Source organism: Helcobacillus massiliensis (assembly GCF_014191425.1).
GTDB lineage: Bacteria > Actinomycetota > Actinomycetes > Actinomycetales > Dermabacteraceae > Helcobacillus > Helcobacillus massiliensis.
Genome location: NZ_JACHWP010000006.1, coordinates 31,558 through 45,045, shown reverse-complemented (window position 1 = coordinate 45,045; position 13,488 = coordinate 31,558). Strand labels below are relative to the sequence as shown.

Annotated in this window: 12 protein-coding genes and 2 pseudogenes; 1 reads left to right on the top strand and 13 read right to left on the bottom strand. The window is 70.2% G+C overall.

Going from position 1 to position 13,488, the window contains the following annotated elements:
* The 3 genes from FHX50_RS08975 to manA are packed head-to-tail and all read right to left on the bottom strand — an operon-like array spanning nt 1 to nt 2,776.
* Nucleotides 1-1,257 (bottom strand): hypothetical protein, encoded by a 1,257-nt coding sequence (locus tag FHX50_RS08975; RefSeq protein ID WP_183376758.1) that lies wholly within the window; start codon nt 1,255-1,257, stop codon nt 1-3.
* Nucleotides 1,254-1,574: a hypothetical protein gene (locus FHX50_RS08970; protein WP_183376756.1), complete on the bottom strand. Its 321-nt coding sequence runs from the start codon at nt 1,572-1,574 to the stop codon at nt 1,254-1,256. Before FHX50_RS08970 ends, FHX50_RS08975 begins: the two co-directional genes overlap by 4 nt.
* Nucleotides 1,574-2,776: a mannose-6-phosphate isomerase, class I gene (gene manA / locus FHX50_RS08965; RefSeq protein ID WP_183376754.1), complete on the bottom strand. Its 1,203-nt coding sequence runs from the start codon at nt 2,774-2,776 to the stop codon at nt 1,574-1,576. The genes FHX50_RS08970 and manA overlap by 1 nt, the downstream gene beginning before the upstream one ends.
* A gap of 44 nt (nt 2,777-2,820) precedes the next feature.
* Here manA and FHX50_RS08960 point away from each other — a divergent pair, with 44 nt between their 5' ends.
* Nucleotides 2,821-3,699: a nucleotidyltransferase family protein gene (locus FHX50_RS08960; protein WP_183376752.1), complete on the top strand. Its 879-nt coding sequence runs from the start codon at nt 2,821-2,823 to the stop codon at nt 3,697-3,699.
* A gap of 37 nt (nt 3,700-3,736) precedes the next feature.
* On the opposite strand, the pseudogene FHX50_RS12290 reads toward FHX50_RS08960, so the two are convergent.
* The 10 genes and pseudogenes from FHX50_RS12290 to FHX50_RS08920 form a co-directional block, all read right to left on the bottom strand.
* Nucleotides 3,737-4,117 (bottom strand): annotated as a pseudogene (locus tag FHX50_RS12290) (VanZ family protein); the annotation flags it as partial.
* On the bottom strand, nt 4,117-5,583 hold the full coding sequence (locus FHX50_RS08955) for a sugar transferase (RefSeq protein WP_183376750.1): 1,467 nt from the start codon (nt 5,581-5,583) through the stop codon (nt 4,117-4,119). The pseudogene FHX50_RS12290 and the gene FHX50_RS08955, both read right to left, overlap by 1 nt.
* A 74-nt stretch (nt 5,584-5,657) precedes the next feature.
* Nucleotides 5,658-5,834 (bottom strand): DapH/DapD/GlmU-related protein, encoded by a 177-nt coding sequence (locus tag FHX50_RS12145; protein ID WP_343064081.1) that lies wholly within the window; start codon nt 5,832-5,834, stop codon nt 5,658-5,660.
* 45 nt (nt 5,835-5,879) lie between these two features.
* A pseudogene (locus tag FHX50_RS12455) lies at nt 5,880-6,182 on the bottom strand (acyltransferase); the annotation flags it as partial.
* 25 nt (nt 6,183-6,207) lie between these two features.
* On the bottom strand, nt 6,208-7,224 hold the full coding sequence (locus FHX50_RS12375; protein ID WP_183376746.1) for a glycosyltransferase family protein: 1,017 nt from the start codon (nt 7,222-7,224) through the stop codon (nt 6,208-6,210).
* The gene (locus tag FHX50_RS08940; RefSeq protein ID WP_183376744.1) at nt 7,221-8,282 is read right to left on the bottom strand and encodes an NAD-dependent epimerase/dehydratase family protein; all 1,062 of its coding nucleotides are present in this window, start codon (nt 8,280-8,282) and stop codon (nt 7,221-7,223) included. Before FHX50_RS08940 ends, FHX50_RS12375 begins: the two co-directional genes overlap by 4 nt.
* 31 nt (nt 8,283-8,313) lie before the next feature.
* Nucleotides 8,314-10,437, bottom strand: a complete 2,124-nt coding sequence (locus tag FHX50_RS08935) for a glycosyltransferase (RefSeq protein ID WP_183376742.1) — start codon at nt 10,435-10,437, stop codon at nt 8,314-8,316.
* Complete coding sequence (locus FHX50_RS08930; RefSeq protein WP_183376740.1) at nt 10,430-11,476, bottom strand: glycosyltransferase family 4 protein; 1,047 nt, start codon at nt 11,474-11,476, stop codon at nt 10,430-10,432. The genes FHX50_RS08935 and FHX50_RS08930 overlap by 8 nt, the downstream gene beginning before the upstream one ends.
* A gap of 6 nt (nt 11,477-11,482) precedes the next feature.
* Nucleotides 11,483-12,577 (bottom strand): glycosyltransferase family 4 protein, encoded by a 1,095-nt coding sequence (locus tag FHX50_RS08925; protein WP_183376738.1) that lies wholly within the window; start codon nt 12,575-12,577, stop codon nt 11,483-11,485.
* A gap of 2 nt (nt 12,578-12,579) precedes the next feature.
* Nucleotides 12,580-13,488, bottom strand: a complete 909-nt coding sequence (locus tag FHX50_RS08920) for a glycosyltransferase family 2 protein (RefSeq protein ID WP_183376736.1) — start codon at nt 13,486-13,488, stop codon at nt 12,580-12,582.

Sequence of the window (13,488 nt, the reverse complement as noted above, 5' to 3'; positions counted from 1 at the left end):
TTACACCAGCAGCGCGTGGCTGCGCAGCAGCGCGAGCACCTCGGCGAGGATCGTCTCGGAGTCGGGGTGGTCGCCGATCTCGGCGCGCAGCAGCGCCAGCAGGTCCGCCTCGGTGAGATCAGCGGGGGCGTCGGCGTCCTCGTCGGCCTCCAGCAGCAGGCTCCACAGGAGCGCGCTGAGGCCTTCCAGCACCACGGCCGTGGGGGCGTCGCCGCCGGTGAGGACCACGCAGCCGTCGGCTGTCCACACCGCCTGGTGGAAGGGCAGCAAGCGCAGCGGAGCCCCGGCGGTGCCCGCAGCGGAGTCGCTACCAAGGACCGACGGGTCCGGTGCCTCGGCCGGCCGCAGATGCGCCGGCGGGTCCACGATGTCGCACTCGAATGACGCCCCGGTCGGGGCGTCTGCCGGTGCGTCATCGGGTCCGCGCAGGTGCTCCGCCAGCGCGGCCGGCAGGTCCGCAGACTCGGCGTAGGTGGCGCGCAGCAGGCCGCCGGTCTGCTGCAGCAGGCGCACCAGGGTGCCGAGCGGGTTCGGGATCAACCAGATCGAGGAGGACTGACCGCTGATCTCCGCAACCGCCTCCACCATGCGCATCGTCTCGAACGTGACGCCGTCGGCGTCCTGATCGCGGTTCACCAGGAGGAACACGGACGGCGCGCCGACGCGGCCGGTCAGCACCCGGTCGATGCCGACCTCCGCCATGGTGAAGTCGCGCTTGCCGATTCTGGCCCCGTCGATCGTGTACACGTGCGAGAGGGGCTTCGGGTAGGCGTCGATCTGCAGGGAGCGCGGGTCAAGGATGGTGAGCTCGTCGGTGATGTAGCCGCCGCTGGCGGCGAGGACCGTGGTGGCGGTGGACTTACCCGCGCCGGAGGCGCCGGTGACCATCACGATGCCCACGCCCGGCAGGTCGACCGCGCCGGCGTGCAGGAGCAGCCGCTCGCCGATGAGGTGTTCGATGAGGGCGGTGGTGACGCGGCCGGAGACGATGTAGGAGGAATCGGCGAAGTTCGGCGGCAGCTGGATCGTGTCCGCGCCGTCGGCGTCGTCGCCGGTTTCGCCGGTGATGCCGACCCGCAGGGTGATGCCGGCGGGTGCGGGATCTCGCGGCGAGCGTGTGACCAGCGGCTCCCACAGCTCGGCGAGCTGCGCGGCGATCGCGGCGGTGCCGCGGTCGGGCTCGGCGGCGGGCGCGAAGCGCAGCACCACCGGCAGGTCCGCGACCTCCAGGTGCAGCGGCGCGGGGGTCGTGCTCATGCGGTGTCCACCAGCCCGTCGGCGGCGAACTCCTCCAGCACAGTGCGCAGCTGCTCGGCGGCATGGGACGGCATATCGGGCATGTCGCGGCGCATCCGGTCAGCGACCTCGTCGGCCGTGAGGGCCTCCTCCGCCTCCTCGAGCGTCATCAGCAGCAGCAGCGCCGCCGCGTTGACATGGGTGTAGGGCCCGGAGGGGAAGATCCCCACCCAGGCCTCCTCACCGCCGGGGTCGATGTCGAAGCCGAACGGGCGGGCACGGTAGCGCACTCCCCCGCCGGGCGCAGCGCGGTCATCGATGGCAGCACGGTCGTTCATCACGGCACGCTCGCCTGCACGATCCGGCCGTGACCACCCACCGACACCGCGCCATCATCAGCGCTGACGAACACGGCGTCGCCGGGACGGACACGGGCTCGACCGGAGTCGCTCTGCAGCAGCACATCGCCCTCGATGCACAGCAGGATCCGCGGCCCCTGCCCCGGCACCCGGATCGACGGGTAGAAGCTGGCGCCGTCCGGCAGCGTGGTGATGGACAGTTCGAAGTCGTCGATCGGGGAGAAGTACGCGGCGGTGTTCTCCGTCAGCTGCTCCGGGCCGATGCGGATCGGCGGCGCCGCCGCCACCGACGCGCACTGCAGCAGTTCGTTCGCATCCACCTTCTTCGAGGTGAGGCCGGCGCGCAGAACATTGTCGCTGGAGGCCATGATCTCGATGCCGAGACCGGACTGGTAGGAGTGGATGATGCCGTCGGGCACGAACATCGCCTCCCCCGGCTGCAGCGACACCGGGTTCATCAGCAGCGCCGCCGCCACCCCCGGGTCCCCCGGGTGCACAGCCTGCAGGGTCGACACGGTCGCATCGATGCGCGGGGACGGCGACTCTCCACTGTCCAGCCTCCGTCGGCAGGCCTCCGCGAGCGCCCCCACCTCCTCGGCCGACGGGGACAGCGCCGGCGTGACCAGGCGGCGGAAGGCGGCGCGCATCCCGTGGGCCGACGGGTGCTCCGTGATCAGCTGCGTCAGCTGCTCCGACAGGGGCGTGTCCAGCCCCCGCACGATGGAGAGGGCTTTGCGGGGGGTGCGGAATCCGCAGAGGGCCTCGAACGGGGTGAGCGCCATCAGCATTTCGGGCTTGTGGTTGGCATCGCGGTAGTTGCGGTCGCCCGAGTCGAGGGGGATGCCGGCGGCGTTCTCCGCCGCGAACGACTCCTGCGCGTGCTCCTTCGACGGGTGCACCTGCAGGGACAGCGGCTGCGCGGGGGCGATGAGCTTCAGCAGGAACGGCAGAGCGGGCCCGAAGGCGCGCATCACGGAGTCGCCGAGCATGCGGCGCGGGGCGGCGGCGATGACCGCGTCCAGGCCGCGGGCGCCGTCGGCGATGGTGGAGGGGGCGAGCGGGTGCGCGCCGAACCAGATCTCCGCCCACGGCTGCCCGTCGGCGGGGCGGGACAGGAACTGGGGCAGAACATCGGTGGATCCCCAGGCGTAGTGCTGGACGAAGCCGTCGATCCTCAGCATCGGTCACCATCCTCGGTGGTCGGGCGGGCAGTAGCATGGGCGGCATGGAGGAGCTGTCGACCAACGCACCGGTGGAGCCGCGCCTGCGCATCACGCACGCGCTGCTGCAGGACCTCGCCGACGGCTGCGGCGCGGACGTCCTGCACATCAAGGGCAGCGCCATCCACCCGGAGCTGGCGGAGGGCCGCGGCGTCTCCTCGGACTGCGACGTCCTGGTTCGGCCCGCGCATGTGGCGGCGTACCTCGCCGCCATGAAGGCGACCGGGTGGGAGATGCGCACCAGCTTCGAGCAGGGCTCCGTGTTCGCTCACGCGGCAACGCTGTACCACCCGGTGTGGGGCACCACCGATCTGCACCGCTCCTACCCCGGTCTCGCCGCCGAGGCGGCCGACGTGTTCACGGCCCTGTGGGCCCAGCGCGACGGCATGGACCTGGGCGGCCGCACCGTGCAGGTGCCGAGCCGCAGCGACCAGGCCCTGCTGCTGCTGATGCATGCGGCGCGCTCCGACGGCCCGAAGGCCGAGCACGACTTCGACCGCACGTGGACCTCCGCGACCGCGCAGGAGCGGGCGGCGCTGGAGGCGCGCGCCGGTGAGCTGCAGGGCCTGGCGGCGCTGCTGGTCCTCACCGATGAGGGCGACGGGGTGCGGCGCGAGCGCGCCCGCAGCATGCAGGACTTCCACCTGTGGGATGCGGTGATCTCCGGCGCGAACCCCACGGAGGTGTGGTCGGCGCGGCTTCAGGACGCGCGCGGTGTGCGCGGAAAGCTGGCGGTGGCGTGGAGCGCGGCTCATATCAATCGTGACCATCTCGCTCTGCGCCTGGGGCATCAGCCGAGCGACCGTGAGGTGCGGCAGGAATGGCTGGATCGTCTGCGGCGCGGTGGGCGGCGCCTGCTGCAGATGGTGCGGCGCCGGTCCTGAGCGCGCGCTGCACCACCGCCCGGCCGGTGAGGACGCCGATGGCGCCGCCGAGGGTGTTGGTGACGACGTCGCCGATGCTGGCGATGCGGGTGCCCATGGAGAACTGATACGTCTCGACCGCGATGGACGCCATCGCGAGGGCGAGGATCCACCAGCGGGTGCGGATCAGCAGATGGAGGGCGAAGCCGATCGGGATGAACAGCACGATGTTCATGAGAGCGGCGAAGGCCTCCGGGGTGATGAACCGAGTGAGGCCGACGGGCCCCAGCAGTGCCTGCCAGACGGCGACGTTCAGCCGGTTCACGCCCCAGCCGTCCGCCGTGGTGAGGAGCGAGCCGACGGCGACGACGGTCGCGAGCAGAATGAGCGCGCCGAGAATGCGCAGGCGGGCGCTCAGGGAGGCGGGCCGGGTGCTCATCAGTACGCCCCTTCGGAGGCGATGACAGCGCGGACCGTGCGGACCAGGATCGACATGTCCTGTGCGAACGACCAGTTGTCCACGTAGAACAGGTCGAGGCGGACCGTCTCGTCCCAGGAGAGGTCGGAGCGGCCGCTGACCTGCCACAGGCCGGTGATGCCGGGCCGCACCGACAGGCGCCGGTGCGCATCGTCGTGGTACGACTCGACCTCGCTGGGCAGTGCGGGGCGCGGCCCGATGAGGGACATGTCGCCGCGCAGCACGTTCCACAGCTGCGGCAGCTCATCCAGGGAGTAGCGGCGCAGAACACGGCCCACGCGGGTGATGCGCGGATCTTCGGCCATCTTGAACATGACGGCGTTGCCGCGGTCGCGGTCGGCGTTCTCCAGCATCTGGGCGCGCACCTTCTCCGCGTCCGGCACCATGGAGCGGAACTTCAGGAAGCTGAACAGCTGCCCGTCGCGGCCCACGCGCTGCTGGGTGAAGAGGACGGGACCGCCGTCGCCGAGCTTCACCGCGAGCGCGATGGCGAGCAGCAGCGGGGAGATGAGGATCAGGCCGGCGGCGGTGGAGACGATGTCGAAGGCGCGCTTGGACCAGCTGAGGGAGGCGCGGGCGCGCGGCGGCTCCAGGTGCACGAGCGGCAGGCCCGCAACGGGGCGCATCATGACGCGGTCCGCTGCGATCTCACTCATGCCCGGCACCACGATGACGTCGAGGTCGAACGCTTCGAGGTCCCAGGCGATGCGGCGGAACTCGTCACTGGTCATCATGGAGCCGGCGGTGAACAGCAGCACGGAGGGGCGGTGCTCGCGGACGATGTCGGCGAGGTGGTCGGTGGTGCCGAGGGCGTCGATGCCGAGGCGGGAGCGGCGGCGCGGGTCGTGCGGTGGAGTGATGGCGCCGACGATGTCATACCCGAGCCAGGTCTCGCGGGTGATGGTGCGGGCGATCGCATCCACGTGCGGCATGGATCCGACCAGCACCACACGGGACTGCAGGTGCCCGCGGGCGCGCATCCCGTTGATGACGCGGCGGATCACGAACCGGCTGGCCAGGAGGAACACCGGCCCGATCATGAAGAAGATCGTGAAGAACACGCGGCTCAGCGGCTGCCCGGTGAGGAACAGGGCGATGCCGGAGAAGCCGGCGGCCACCACGGTGGCGCGCAGGATCGCGGAGTAGATCTCGGTGCCGGTGGTGGCGAAGCGGGGGTTGTAGCCGCCCATCAGCGCGATGGCGATGAGCCATCCGAGGGCGAGCGCCCACACACCGTCCCCAAGATGGTTGGAGAGGTCGTTGGCGTGCTCCACACCGGGGACGGACTGGCGGATGAGATAGGCGATGAGGAGGGCAAGGCCGAGGCCGATGAGGTCGGCGGTGACCTGGACGATGCGGTAGATGCAGCGACCCCGTGAGGCGGTCGGCTGCACTGTGGCGGCGCGAGTCGCGTCGACCGTGCTCATCAGCACCTCCTCCTCGGTCGTCATCACGTCGTTTCGCACGCTTTACCCTACCGTGTGGTCGAGGCCGTGGGGAATCAGCCGATCGGGCGCGCAGGAACTCCAGCCACCACAGCGCCGGCGGGGACGTCGCGGGTCACCACCGCACCGGCGCCGACGGTTGCTCCCGCACCGATGGTGACGCCGCCGAGGACGATGACACGCTGACCGAGGAAGACTCCGTCGCCGATGGTGATGGGGCCCGTGGGACGCACTTGAGAACGATCCCTGCGGTCGTGGTCACCACTGTTGATGAAGACCCCATCGGCAAACATGCATCTGTTCCCAATCGTCACCGGACTGAGTGCGTGGATGTGGACGTCATGCCCGATGTACACGTCATCCCCGATCCGCAAGGGGGCCCCCTCACTTCCGAGCCATACACCTTCGTAGACGGCCCCGCGCGATCCGATGCTGATGCGATCGGTTCCGGTGAGACGCCGTGGGGAAGCGATGACCGTTCCTTCCCCAATGGCGGCGAAGGCGCGTCTGTACAGGGCGCGGGTCAGCAGTGCACCTGTGTGCCAGCGCAGTGATGCGGGTGCATTGACCAGACGGTTCATCAGAGCGGACATCGTGGCCCCCTTCTCAGCAGGTGAATGCGGCGGCGAGCTGTTCGGCTCGGTGGACAAGGGTGTGCTCGGCAAGGGTCCGGCGCTTGCCGGCTTCTCTGATCGTGCGGGCCCAGGAGGGGTCGGTGACGATGCGCTGCGCCTGATCCACTGCTTCGTCTGCACTGCTGGCGACCAGCAGTTCGCGGCCCGGTTCGTACAGGCCCTCGACGTCCGCTCGGTCGATGATCTGAACGGCTCCCACACCGCACGCTTCGAAGGTGCGCATGGTGAAGCCGTCCTGGTCGCCGTGGATGTTCAGGGTCGCCGCACCGTCCCGCATCACCTGGTAGGCGTCAGCGCGCCGGAGATCGCGTCCCCATGGCAGGGCAGGGCGGGAAGAGCCCCAGGTCCGCAGCACATCACGGGGGTCCTTGGACCAGTCACGGCCGTAGACCCGCACGGGGATCCCCGCATCCGCGAGGCGGGTCATCACCGTCTCCCGGTTCGGATACCGCGCACCAATGAAGGTGAACTCCCCCGTCCGAGTACCTGCCGGCCGCACCTGCATCAGATGGTCGAACCCCAACGGCACATGATGGGCGTTCATCCCCGCTTCCCGCAGCTCATCGGTGTCATGAGCGGAGTAGCTCGCCACAAAGGGGATGCCGGCAAGGGCGCTGCGGTCCCACCGGGTACGGCGGAGTTCGTCATAGAGCCAAAGTGCCCGGGGGATCCCCATGGCGTCCAGCTCCGACCAGACATCGTCGGCGAGGACGTCCCCTTTGATCACGAGGACAGCCTGAGGCTTCACAGAACGGAGCGCACGGATCGCCGAGTCGGTGATAGCTCGCGTGCGCTGTTCGGTGGTGTCCCTTCCGAGCCTCTCCGGGAGTTCGTGCAGGAGCTTGGTTCGCGCCTTCGCTGCGACAGTGGCGTTGTGGTCATAGAGGTGCACCATGACCTGGTAGCCCAGCTGCTCGAATGCGGCGCTGAACGCCCGATCGTAGTCGTGGAAGGCGGGGCTGAGGATCAGCAGTCGTGCCCCTCTCACGAGGTGAGCCCCTTGTCCTGCAGTTCATCGAGCGCATCATCCCACACCGTCGAGTCAGCACCGGGCTGCTGCCAGGACGACTGGATGAAGTCGGCGACCGCGTCCCGGGGGCTCACAGCGGGCATCGGACCGCCGAGCTCGCGCAGACGGGTGAGGTCAGCAGCCGCATCCTGGATGTCGCCGGCGCGCTCCACATCCACGTGTTCGATCGCTACGTCGGTGCGCCCAGAGGCGTCGATGGCGAAATGGGCGAGGTCCAACAGAGTGATGCGCTCGCCGCTTCCGGTGTTGACCACAATGTCCTCCCCGGTGTCGGCGCAGTGCTGCAGTGCCCAGGCGATCACCCGGGCCACATCGCTCACGTGGACGAAGTCCCGTGTCTGCAGACCGTCACCATAGATGGAGATCGCCCGGCCCTCACGCAGGCGGGCCAGGAACGCCGCGAGTACGCCGGTGTACGGGTTATGGAGGGCCTGGCCGTACCCGATGACGTTCTGGGGGCGGATGATCGCGGAAGGGACGCGGTTCGCGGTGGTCTTGGAGAGGACTGCCTCCGCCTCCGACTTGGTCTCACCGTACACGGAGACTGGGTGGTGCTCATCGCTCTCCCGGGAGGCCTCGGCGACGGCGCCGGGGCCCCGGCGCTCGCCGAAGACGATCCCCCGGTCGGGCCACAATGTGCGGCCCTCGCCATACACGGCACGAGAGCTCAGGGACACGATCGGGATGTCGTGCTCCACGGCGAACTGCGCTGCCCGCCGAGTGCCGTCCACGTTCACGCGCCGGTACCGGTCCTGTTCGTACATGGACTGGCCGGTACCGGTCTCCGCCGCCAGGTGGATGAGCCCTTCCGCTTCACCGAGCTCAGCCCAGGCTGACTCGTCGAGGATGTCCCCCTTCACGACCCTGCCGGGAAAGGCATCAGCATCAGCCATGGGGTCTGCGTGGACCTGGTCGAGCAGACTGTCCAGGGCGATGACGGTGTGCCCTGCATCGACGAGCTGGGCGGCAACGTGACGGCCGATGAAGCCGGCGCCTCCGGTGATCGCAATGTGCATAGCTGTTCCTTCTGTCGGTCTGATTCTCTGGTCAGGGGGTGCTGGAGGGGGCGAGCTGGTCGGCGAGTCTGTGGAGTTCGCGGATGAACCGCTCTTCGGAGAAGGTCTCGGCGTGGGCGCGGATCCCGTCGGCCCCGAACGGCGGGTGCTGCTCGAACCGGTCCACGGCGTCGCGGATATCGGCGGGGACGGGGGCGTCGAAGAACAGGCCGTTGGTGCCTTCGCGGATCGTGTCGAGATAGCCGCCGGCGCGCAGCGCGATGGTGGGGATGCCGTGCGCTCCCGCTTCGAGGGGGGTGAGGCCGAAGTCCTCGTGACTGGCGGCGATGAGGGCGCGGGCGTGGGCGTACGCCCAGCGCATCTCGGCGTCGGTGAGGTCTTCGAGGAGGCGGACGTTCGCGGGCGCGTCGGAGCGCAGCTGGTCGCGGAGGGGGCCGCGGCCGATCACGATGAGGCGGCGCTCCGGGGTGTCGCGGAACGCCGCGATGACGCGGTCCACGTGCTTGTAGGGCTGCAGGCGGGACACCACGAGGTAGTGGCCGCCGTCCTCACCCCAGCCGGTGACGCCGGCGGGCATAGTCTGCTCACCGTCGGCGACGGACGGGGAGAACGGCGGGAACAGGGTGGGGGCGTCGATGCCGTAGACGCGGCGGATGCGCTCACGCACCACCGTGGAGTTGCCGCGGTAGGTGTCCGCGGCGCGGGCGGCGCGCTGGTCCCACGCCTTCAGCGGGGCGGTGAGGACGGCGAGGGCGAGGCGCTGCGGGGAGAGGCGGCCGGCGGAGCCGAGGTAGTCATCGGCCACGTACAGCCAGCGGGCGGGGCTGTGGCAGTACACGGCCATGGCGCCGGTGCGGCCGAACGCGTGCGCCCAGCCGGAGGAGGAGGCGATGACGAGGTCGGCGTCGATCCGCAGGGCGGAGGCGGCCGGTGCGAGCAGCGGCAGGGCGAGGCGCGGATCGCGGCGGAACAGTCCGATGCCGTTCAGCGGGGACGTGCGGATCCTGACGTCACGGTATTCGGGGTAGGTCTGGTCCGGTTCGTAGAAGAGGGTGTGGACCTCGGCGTCGGGGAAGGCGCGCACGATCGACAGCACGAGGCGTTCGGCGCCGCCGCGCTGGGTGAGGTAGTCGTGGGCGATGGCGATGCGGGGGCGGCGGGCCCCGGCGTGATCGGTGGTTGCCAGGGCGGTGCGCTCAGCATGCCGATGGCCGGCGAGGGCGGCGCCCTCCACACTGACGGCGATGATTTTGCGCGCGACCGGCGCGGGCAGAACGCGGGCTGCGCGGTCGGCCATTGCGGGCAGGGCGCCGGGGCCGCGGCGCATCGTGCGGGCCGCGAGGTCCACAGCCCTTCCCCACAGGCCCGGCGGGGTGGTCGGGGTGGGCAGCGGGGCCGACGGATGCCGCCGGTGGAACAGAGCGCGGGCGCTGCCGGAGTCGAACGCCTTCGCGGACCGCGCCGCTGCGGAGCGGGCGGGCCCGTGATGCTCGGCGTCGGCTCCACCGGCGATGACGATGGGGATGCCGGCGTCGTGCAAGCGCCACCCGTAGTCGATGTCTTCCCATCCGTAGGAGGTGTACGCGCTGGAGTAGCCGCCAAGACGGTCGTGGACGGCGCGGGGCACGGAACAGCTGGCGGCCCACAGGGTCCAGCGCTGGTCCGCGGGAAGGGCGCCGGCGCGGCGAGCGGAGGCCACGGCGGCGGCTCGGCCGTAGGCGCGGGCGTAGGCGGAGTCGTTGTGGATGTCGCGGGTCAGGCCCACCGCGGCGCACTCCCCTTCCCCGACGTGGGCGCGGACATGAGCACTGATGTAGCCGGGCGGGACGACGAGATCGTCATCGCAGCGGATGAGGACATCACCGCGGGCTGCATCGAAGCCGGCGTTCAGGGCGGCGACCCGTCCGCGGTTCTCGGGGAACACGATGGCGCGGGCATCGATGCGGGTCTCGGCATCGACGATCGCGGGGGTGCCGTCGTCCACGCCGTCGACCACCACGATCACCTCGAACGGCGGCGTGCCGTCCTGCTGGGCCGCGAGGGAGTCGAGGAGGGCGGGCACGCGGTCCGCGCCTCGGTAGGAGGGGACGATGACGGAGGCGACGGGCGCGTCGACGCGGTCGCGGTGGGCGGCTCGTGCGGTGGGATCAGACATGCGCTATTCCGGGGTTGAGGAGGAGGCGGCGGAGGCGGCGGTGGCCGGCGCGCGGGGAGAACATCTCCTCCCAGCGGTCGCGGCCCTCCTGCACCATCGCCGTGTGCTGGACGGGGGTGGCGCTGACGGCGCCGCGGATGGCGTCGGCGAGGGCGGAGGCGTCACCGGATCGGGCGATCCACGGGTGCATCTCCCCCATCACCTCGGGCAGGGCGCCGGCGTCGGAGACGACGACCGGCAGACCCATGGCGAGGGCTTCGGCCGCGACCAGGCCGAACGATTCGGGTGCGACTGAGGGGATCACAGCGAGGTCCACGCGCGTGCGGAACTCCTCCCGGCTGAGGCGCCCGGCGAGTTCCACCCGGTCACCGAGGGCGCTCAGCTGTCGCTGCAGGGAGCGGAAGTCGGCGTCGTCGCCGATGTCGTCACCGGCGATGACGAGCCGGTAGTCGCCGCCGAGGCGGTCGTTCAGGATGTGGACGGCGTCCAGGAGGACATCGAGACCCTTCTCGGGCGTGAGGCGGCCCATGAAGCCGAGGGTGAGGGGGCCGTCGGCCGGCAGCTCCCGCGGCATGAACGGCAGGTCCTCCGTCCAGTTCATCATCACGTGGCCGCCGGGGATGCGGGCCGCCATGAAGGCGGAGGGGACGATGACGCGGTCTGCTCCGACGGTGACGATGCGCGCCTGGGCCCCGGACATCGTGACCGGCAGGTCCTGCATCTCAATGATGCGGCGCCCCATCCCGATGGTGGCGGCGGCCGGCACGGGGCCGTTGCACCAGAGGGGGATGCGGAGGTTGCGCAGGCGCCAGGCGGCGAGCCCGCGCTGGTAGGCGCGCGTTGTGGCGGCGGGCACGGGGTGGGTGTCGAAGCCGTGTGCGGCTGCGCGGTCCACGAGCTCGGAGGGGGAGGCGGGGCCGATCACCAGGGGGCGGTGGCCGAGGACTCGCATGCCGTCGGCGATGGCGAGCAGCATCGTCTCCGCACCGCTGATGGTGCCGGCATTGCTCGCTATGGCGATGGTCGGTGTGGGGGTCATCGGCGCTCAGCCGCTCCTCGCCCATGTCAGGTCGGTCAGGAGCTCTCGAAGCCGGCGGGTGCCCGCCTCTGGTGAGAAGTCCTCCTCGTACCTCCGGCGGGCCCTGCGCAGAAGCGATGCATGGTCATCGCCGAGCTCGTCGATCGCCTTCAGGATAACCCGCGCCAGGTCGGAATCGTTACCGTTTCGTGCCCTGAAGGGGTGCTCGGGACCGGCCACTTCTGGAAGAGCACCCGCGTCACTGATGATGAACGGCATCCCCGCCGCCATCGCCTCCGCGACGACGAGGCCGAACGTCTCCTCCGCCCTCGACGGGAACACGCACAGGTCCACCTGGGCGAACAGCTCCCCGCGCGGCACCCAGCCGAGGACGCGCACGTCCTCGGTGTGGTCGATGAGGCCCTGGATGACGCGGTCGTCCTCGCTGGTGCCGAAGCGGTTCTCCCCGCCGAGCACGAGCTCGACTGGGCGGGGGCTCTGCTGCTGGACGGTCCGGAAGGCGTGCAGGAGGACGTCGACGCCCTTGTCGCGGGTGAGCCGGCCGAGGAAGCCGATGCGAATGGGGGCGCCGGGATCCGGCACGTTCGGCTGCTCTCCCGCGCCACCGTCCCGCGCCGGCGCGAAGCCGGGATCCTCCACCCAGTTCCACAGCACTCGGGCACGCGGGAAACGTGTCTTCATGAAGCGGGACGGGACCACGAGCGGGGCGGAGTCGGCCAGCGCCACCGCAGCGGCGAAGCGGTTGACGCCGGCGGGCAGGGCATGCAGTTCGAGCAGGCGGGGCCCCTGGCCGACGGTGGCGAGCGACGGCACGAGCCCGTTGCACCACAGGGGCAGAGCCCGGCCCCCGGAGCGGCGGTTCCGCAGACGCCACAGCGCGAGGCCGACCATATATGCGGGGCGGGAGGACGCGGGGATCGCGTGGGTCGCGAATCCGCGGTCAGCGGCGGCGTCGATGATCTCGGAGGGCTCCGTCGGCCCGAGGACCAGCGGGCGGTGCCCGATCTCCCGGAGTGCTTCAGCGATGGCGAGAAGCATGACCTCACCGCCGCCGATGTCGCCGTTGTTCGCGGCGATCGCGATCGTGGGGGCGCTCGCCATCGTCACCGATTCTGCTCCGGAATCAGCCTACGAGAAGGAAGACCCGTCACACGGTGGCGCATGGCTGCGTATGTGCGCCCCGCATTCGCGATGACCGTCGATGCTGTCTGTCTGTCGAGGGACCGATGTCGGACGAGGCCGTCTGCCAGAGCTCCGGCCGACTGCAGAAGCTCGCGAACAGTGGTCCATGGGGTGTAGCGCGCTGAGTCGTACCGCGGATACCGGTGAGCCATCAGAACCCGTCCCTGCCCCAGCAGGAAACGTTTGCGCACACTCGCGGCTGTGTCGGAAAGGGTGAAGTCCACCTCGGCTCCAGGTGCGTAGACCAGCGGGAACCCCGCTTCCTGGACACGCCAGGAGAAGTCAACGTCGTCGAACCCGTAGGGAGGCAGGGACTCATCGAACCCGCCCACAGCCAGAAGGGTTGACCGTGCAACCGCACAGTTCGCTCCGACCACTGTGGGCAAGTAGGAAGTCGCAACCAACCCCGACCCGAATTCCTTGTGGACTCGTTCGCCGGCCGTGTTCCACAGAACGAGGCGACCGCCGACCAACTCTCTGCTTGTCACAGCTGCTGACATCGCTGCCACCCAGTGCGGCCGCACTGCATCGTCGGCGTTACAGAACGCGATGACCCGTCCCGAGCACTCGAGCACCCCGATATTGCGCGCGTGAGGGATGCTCGGTGCGGAGCCGGATGACACCAGGGTGATCCGCTCGGCCGCATGCACCGGTTGGCCGACCCACTGTCGAACGAGGTCAGCGGTGCCGTCGGCTGACCCATTGTCCACAACGACCACTTCGAACGGCGGATGCTCGATCTGCGCATCAAGCGCGTCCAATTGTCGCTGAATCGTGGCCGCTCCGTTGCGCACACAGACCACCACGGAGACATCAATGGCGTTGCTCAC

Bases quoted from the DNA above. Each gene is read 5' to 3' on its own strand.
- FHX50_RS08975 (WP_183376758.1), bottom strand. From the start codon at position 1,257: ATGAGCACGACCCCCGCGCCGCTGCACCTGGAGGTCGCGGACCTGCCG.
- FHX50_RS08970 (WP_183376756.1), bottom strand. From the start codon at position 1,574: ATGAACGACCGTGCTGCCATCGATGACCGCGCTGCGCCCGGCGGGGGA.
- manA (WP_183376754.1), bottom strand. From the start codon at position 2,776: ATGCTGAGGATCGACGGCTTCGTCCAGCACTACGCCTGGGGATCCACC.
- FHX50_RS08960 (WP_183376752.1), top strand. From the start codon at position 2,821: ATGGAGGAGCTGTCGACCAACGCACCGGTGGAGCCGCGCCTGCGCATC.
- FHX50_RS08955 (WP_183376750.1), bottom strand. From the start codon at position 5,583: ATGAGCACGGTCGACGCGACTCGCGCCGCCACAGTGCAGCCGACCGCC.
- FHX50_RS08940 (WP_183376744.1), bottom strand. From the start codon at position 8,282: ATGCACATTGCGATCACCGGAGGCGCCGGCTTCATCGGCCGTCACGTT.
- FHX50_RS08935 (WP_183376742.1), bottom strand. From the start codon at position 10,437: ATGTCTGATCCCACCGCACGAGCCGCCCACCGCGACCGCGTCGACGCG.
- FHX50_RS08930 (WP_183376740.1), bottom strand. From the start codon at position 11,476: ATGACCCCCACACCGACCATCGCCATAGCGAGCAATGCCGGCACCATC.
- FHX50_RS08925 (WP_183376738.1), bottom strand. From the start codon at position 12,577: ATGGCGAGCGCCCCCACGATCGCGATCGCCGCGAACAACGGCGACATC.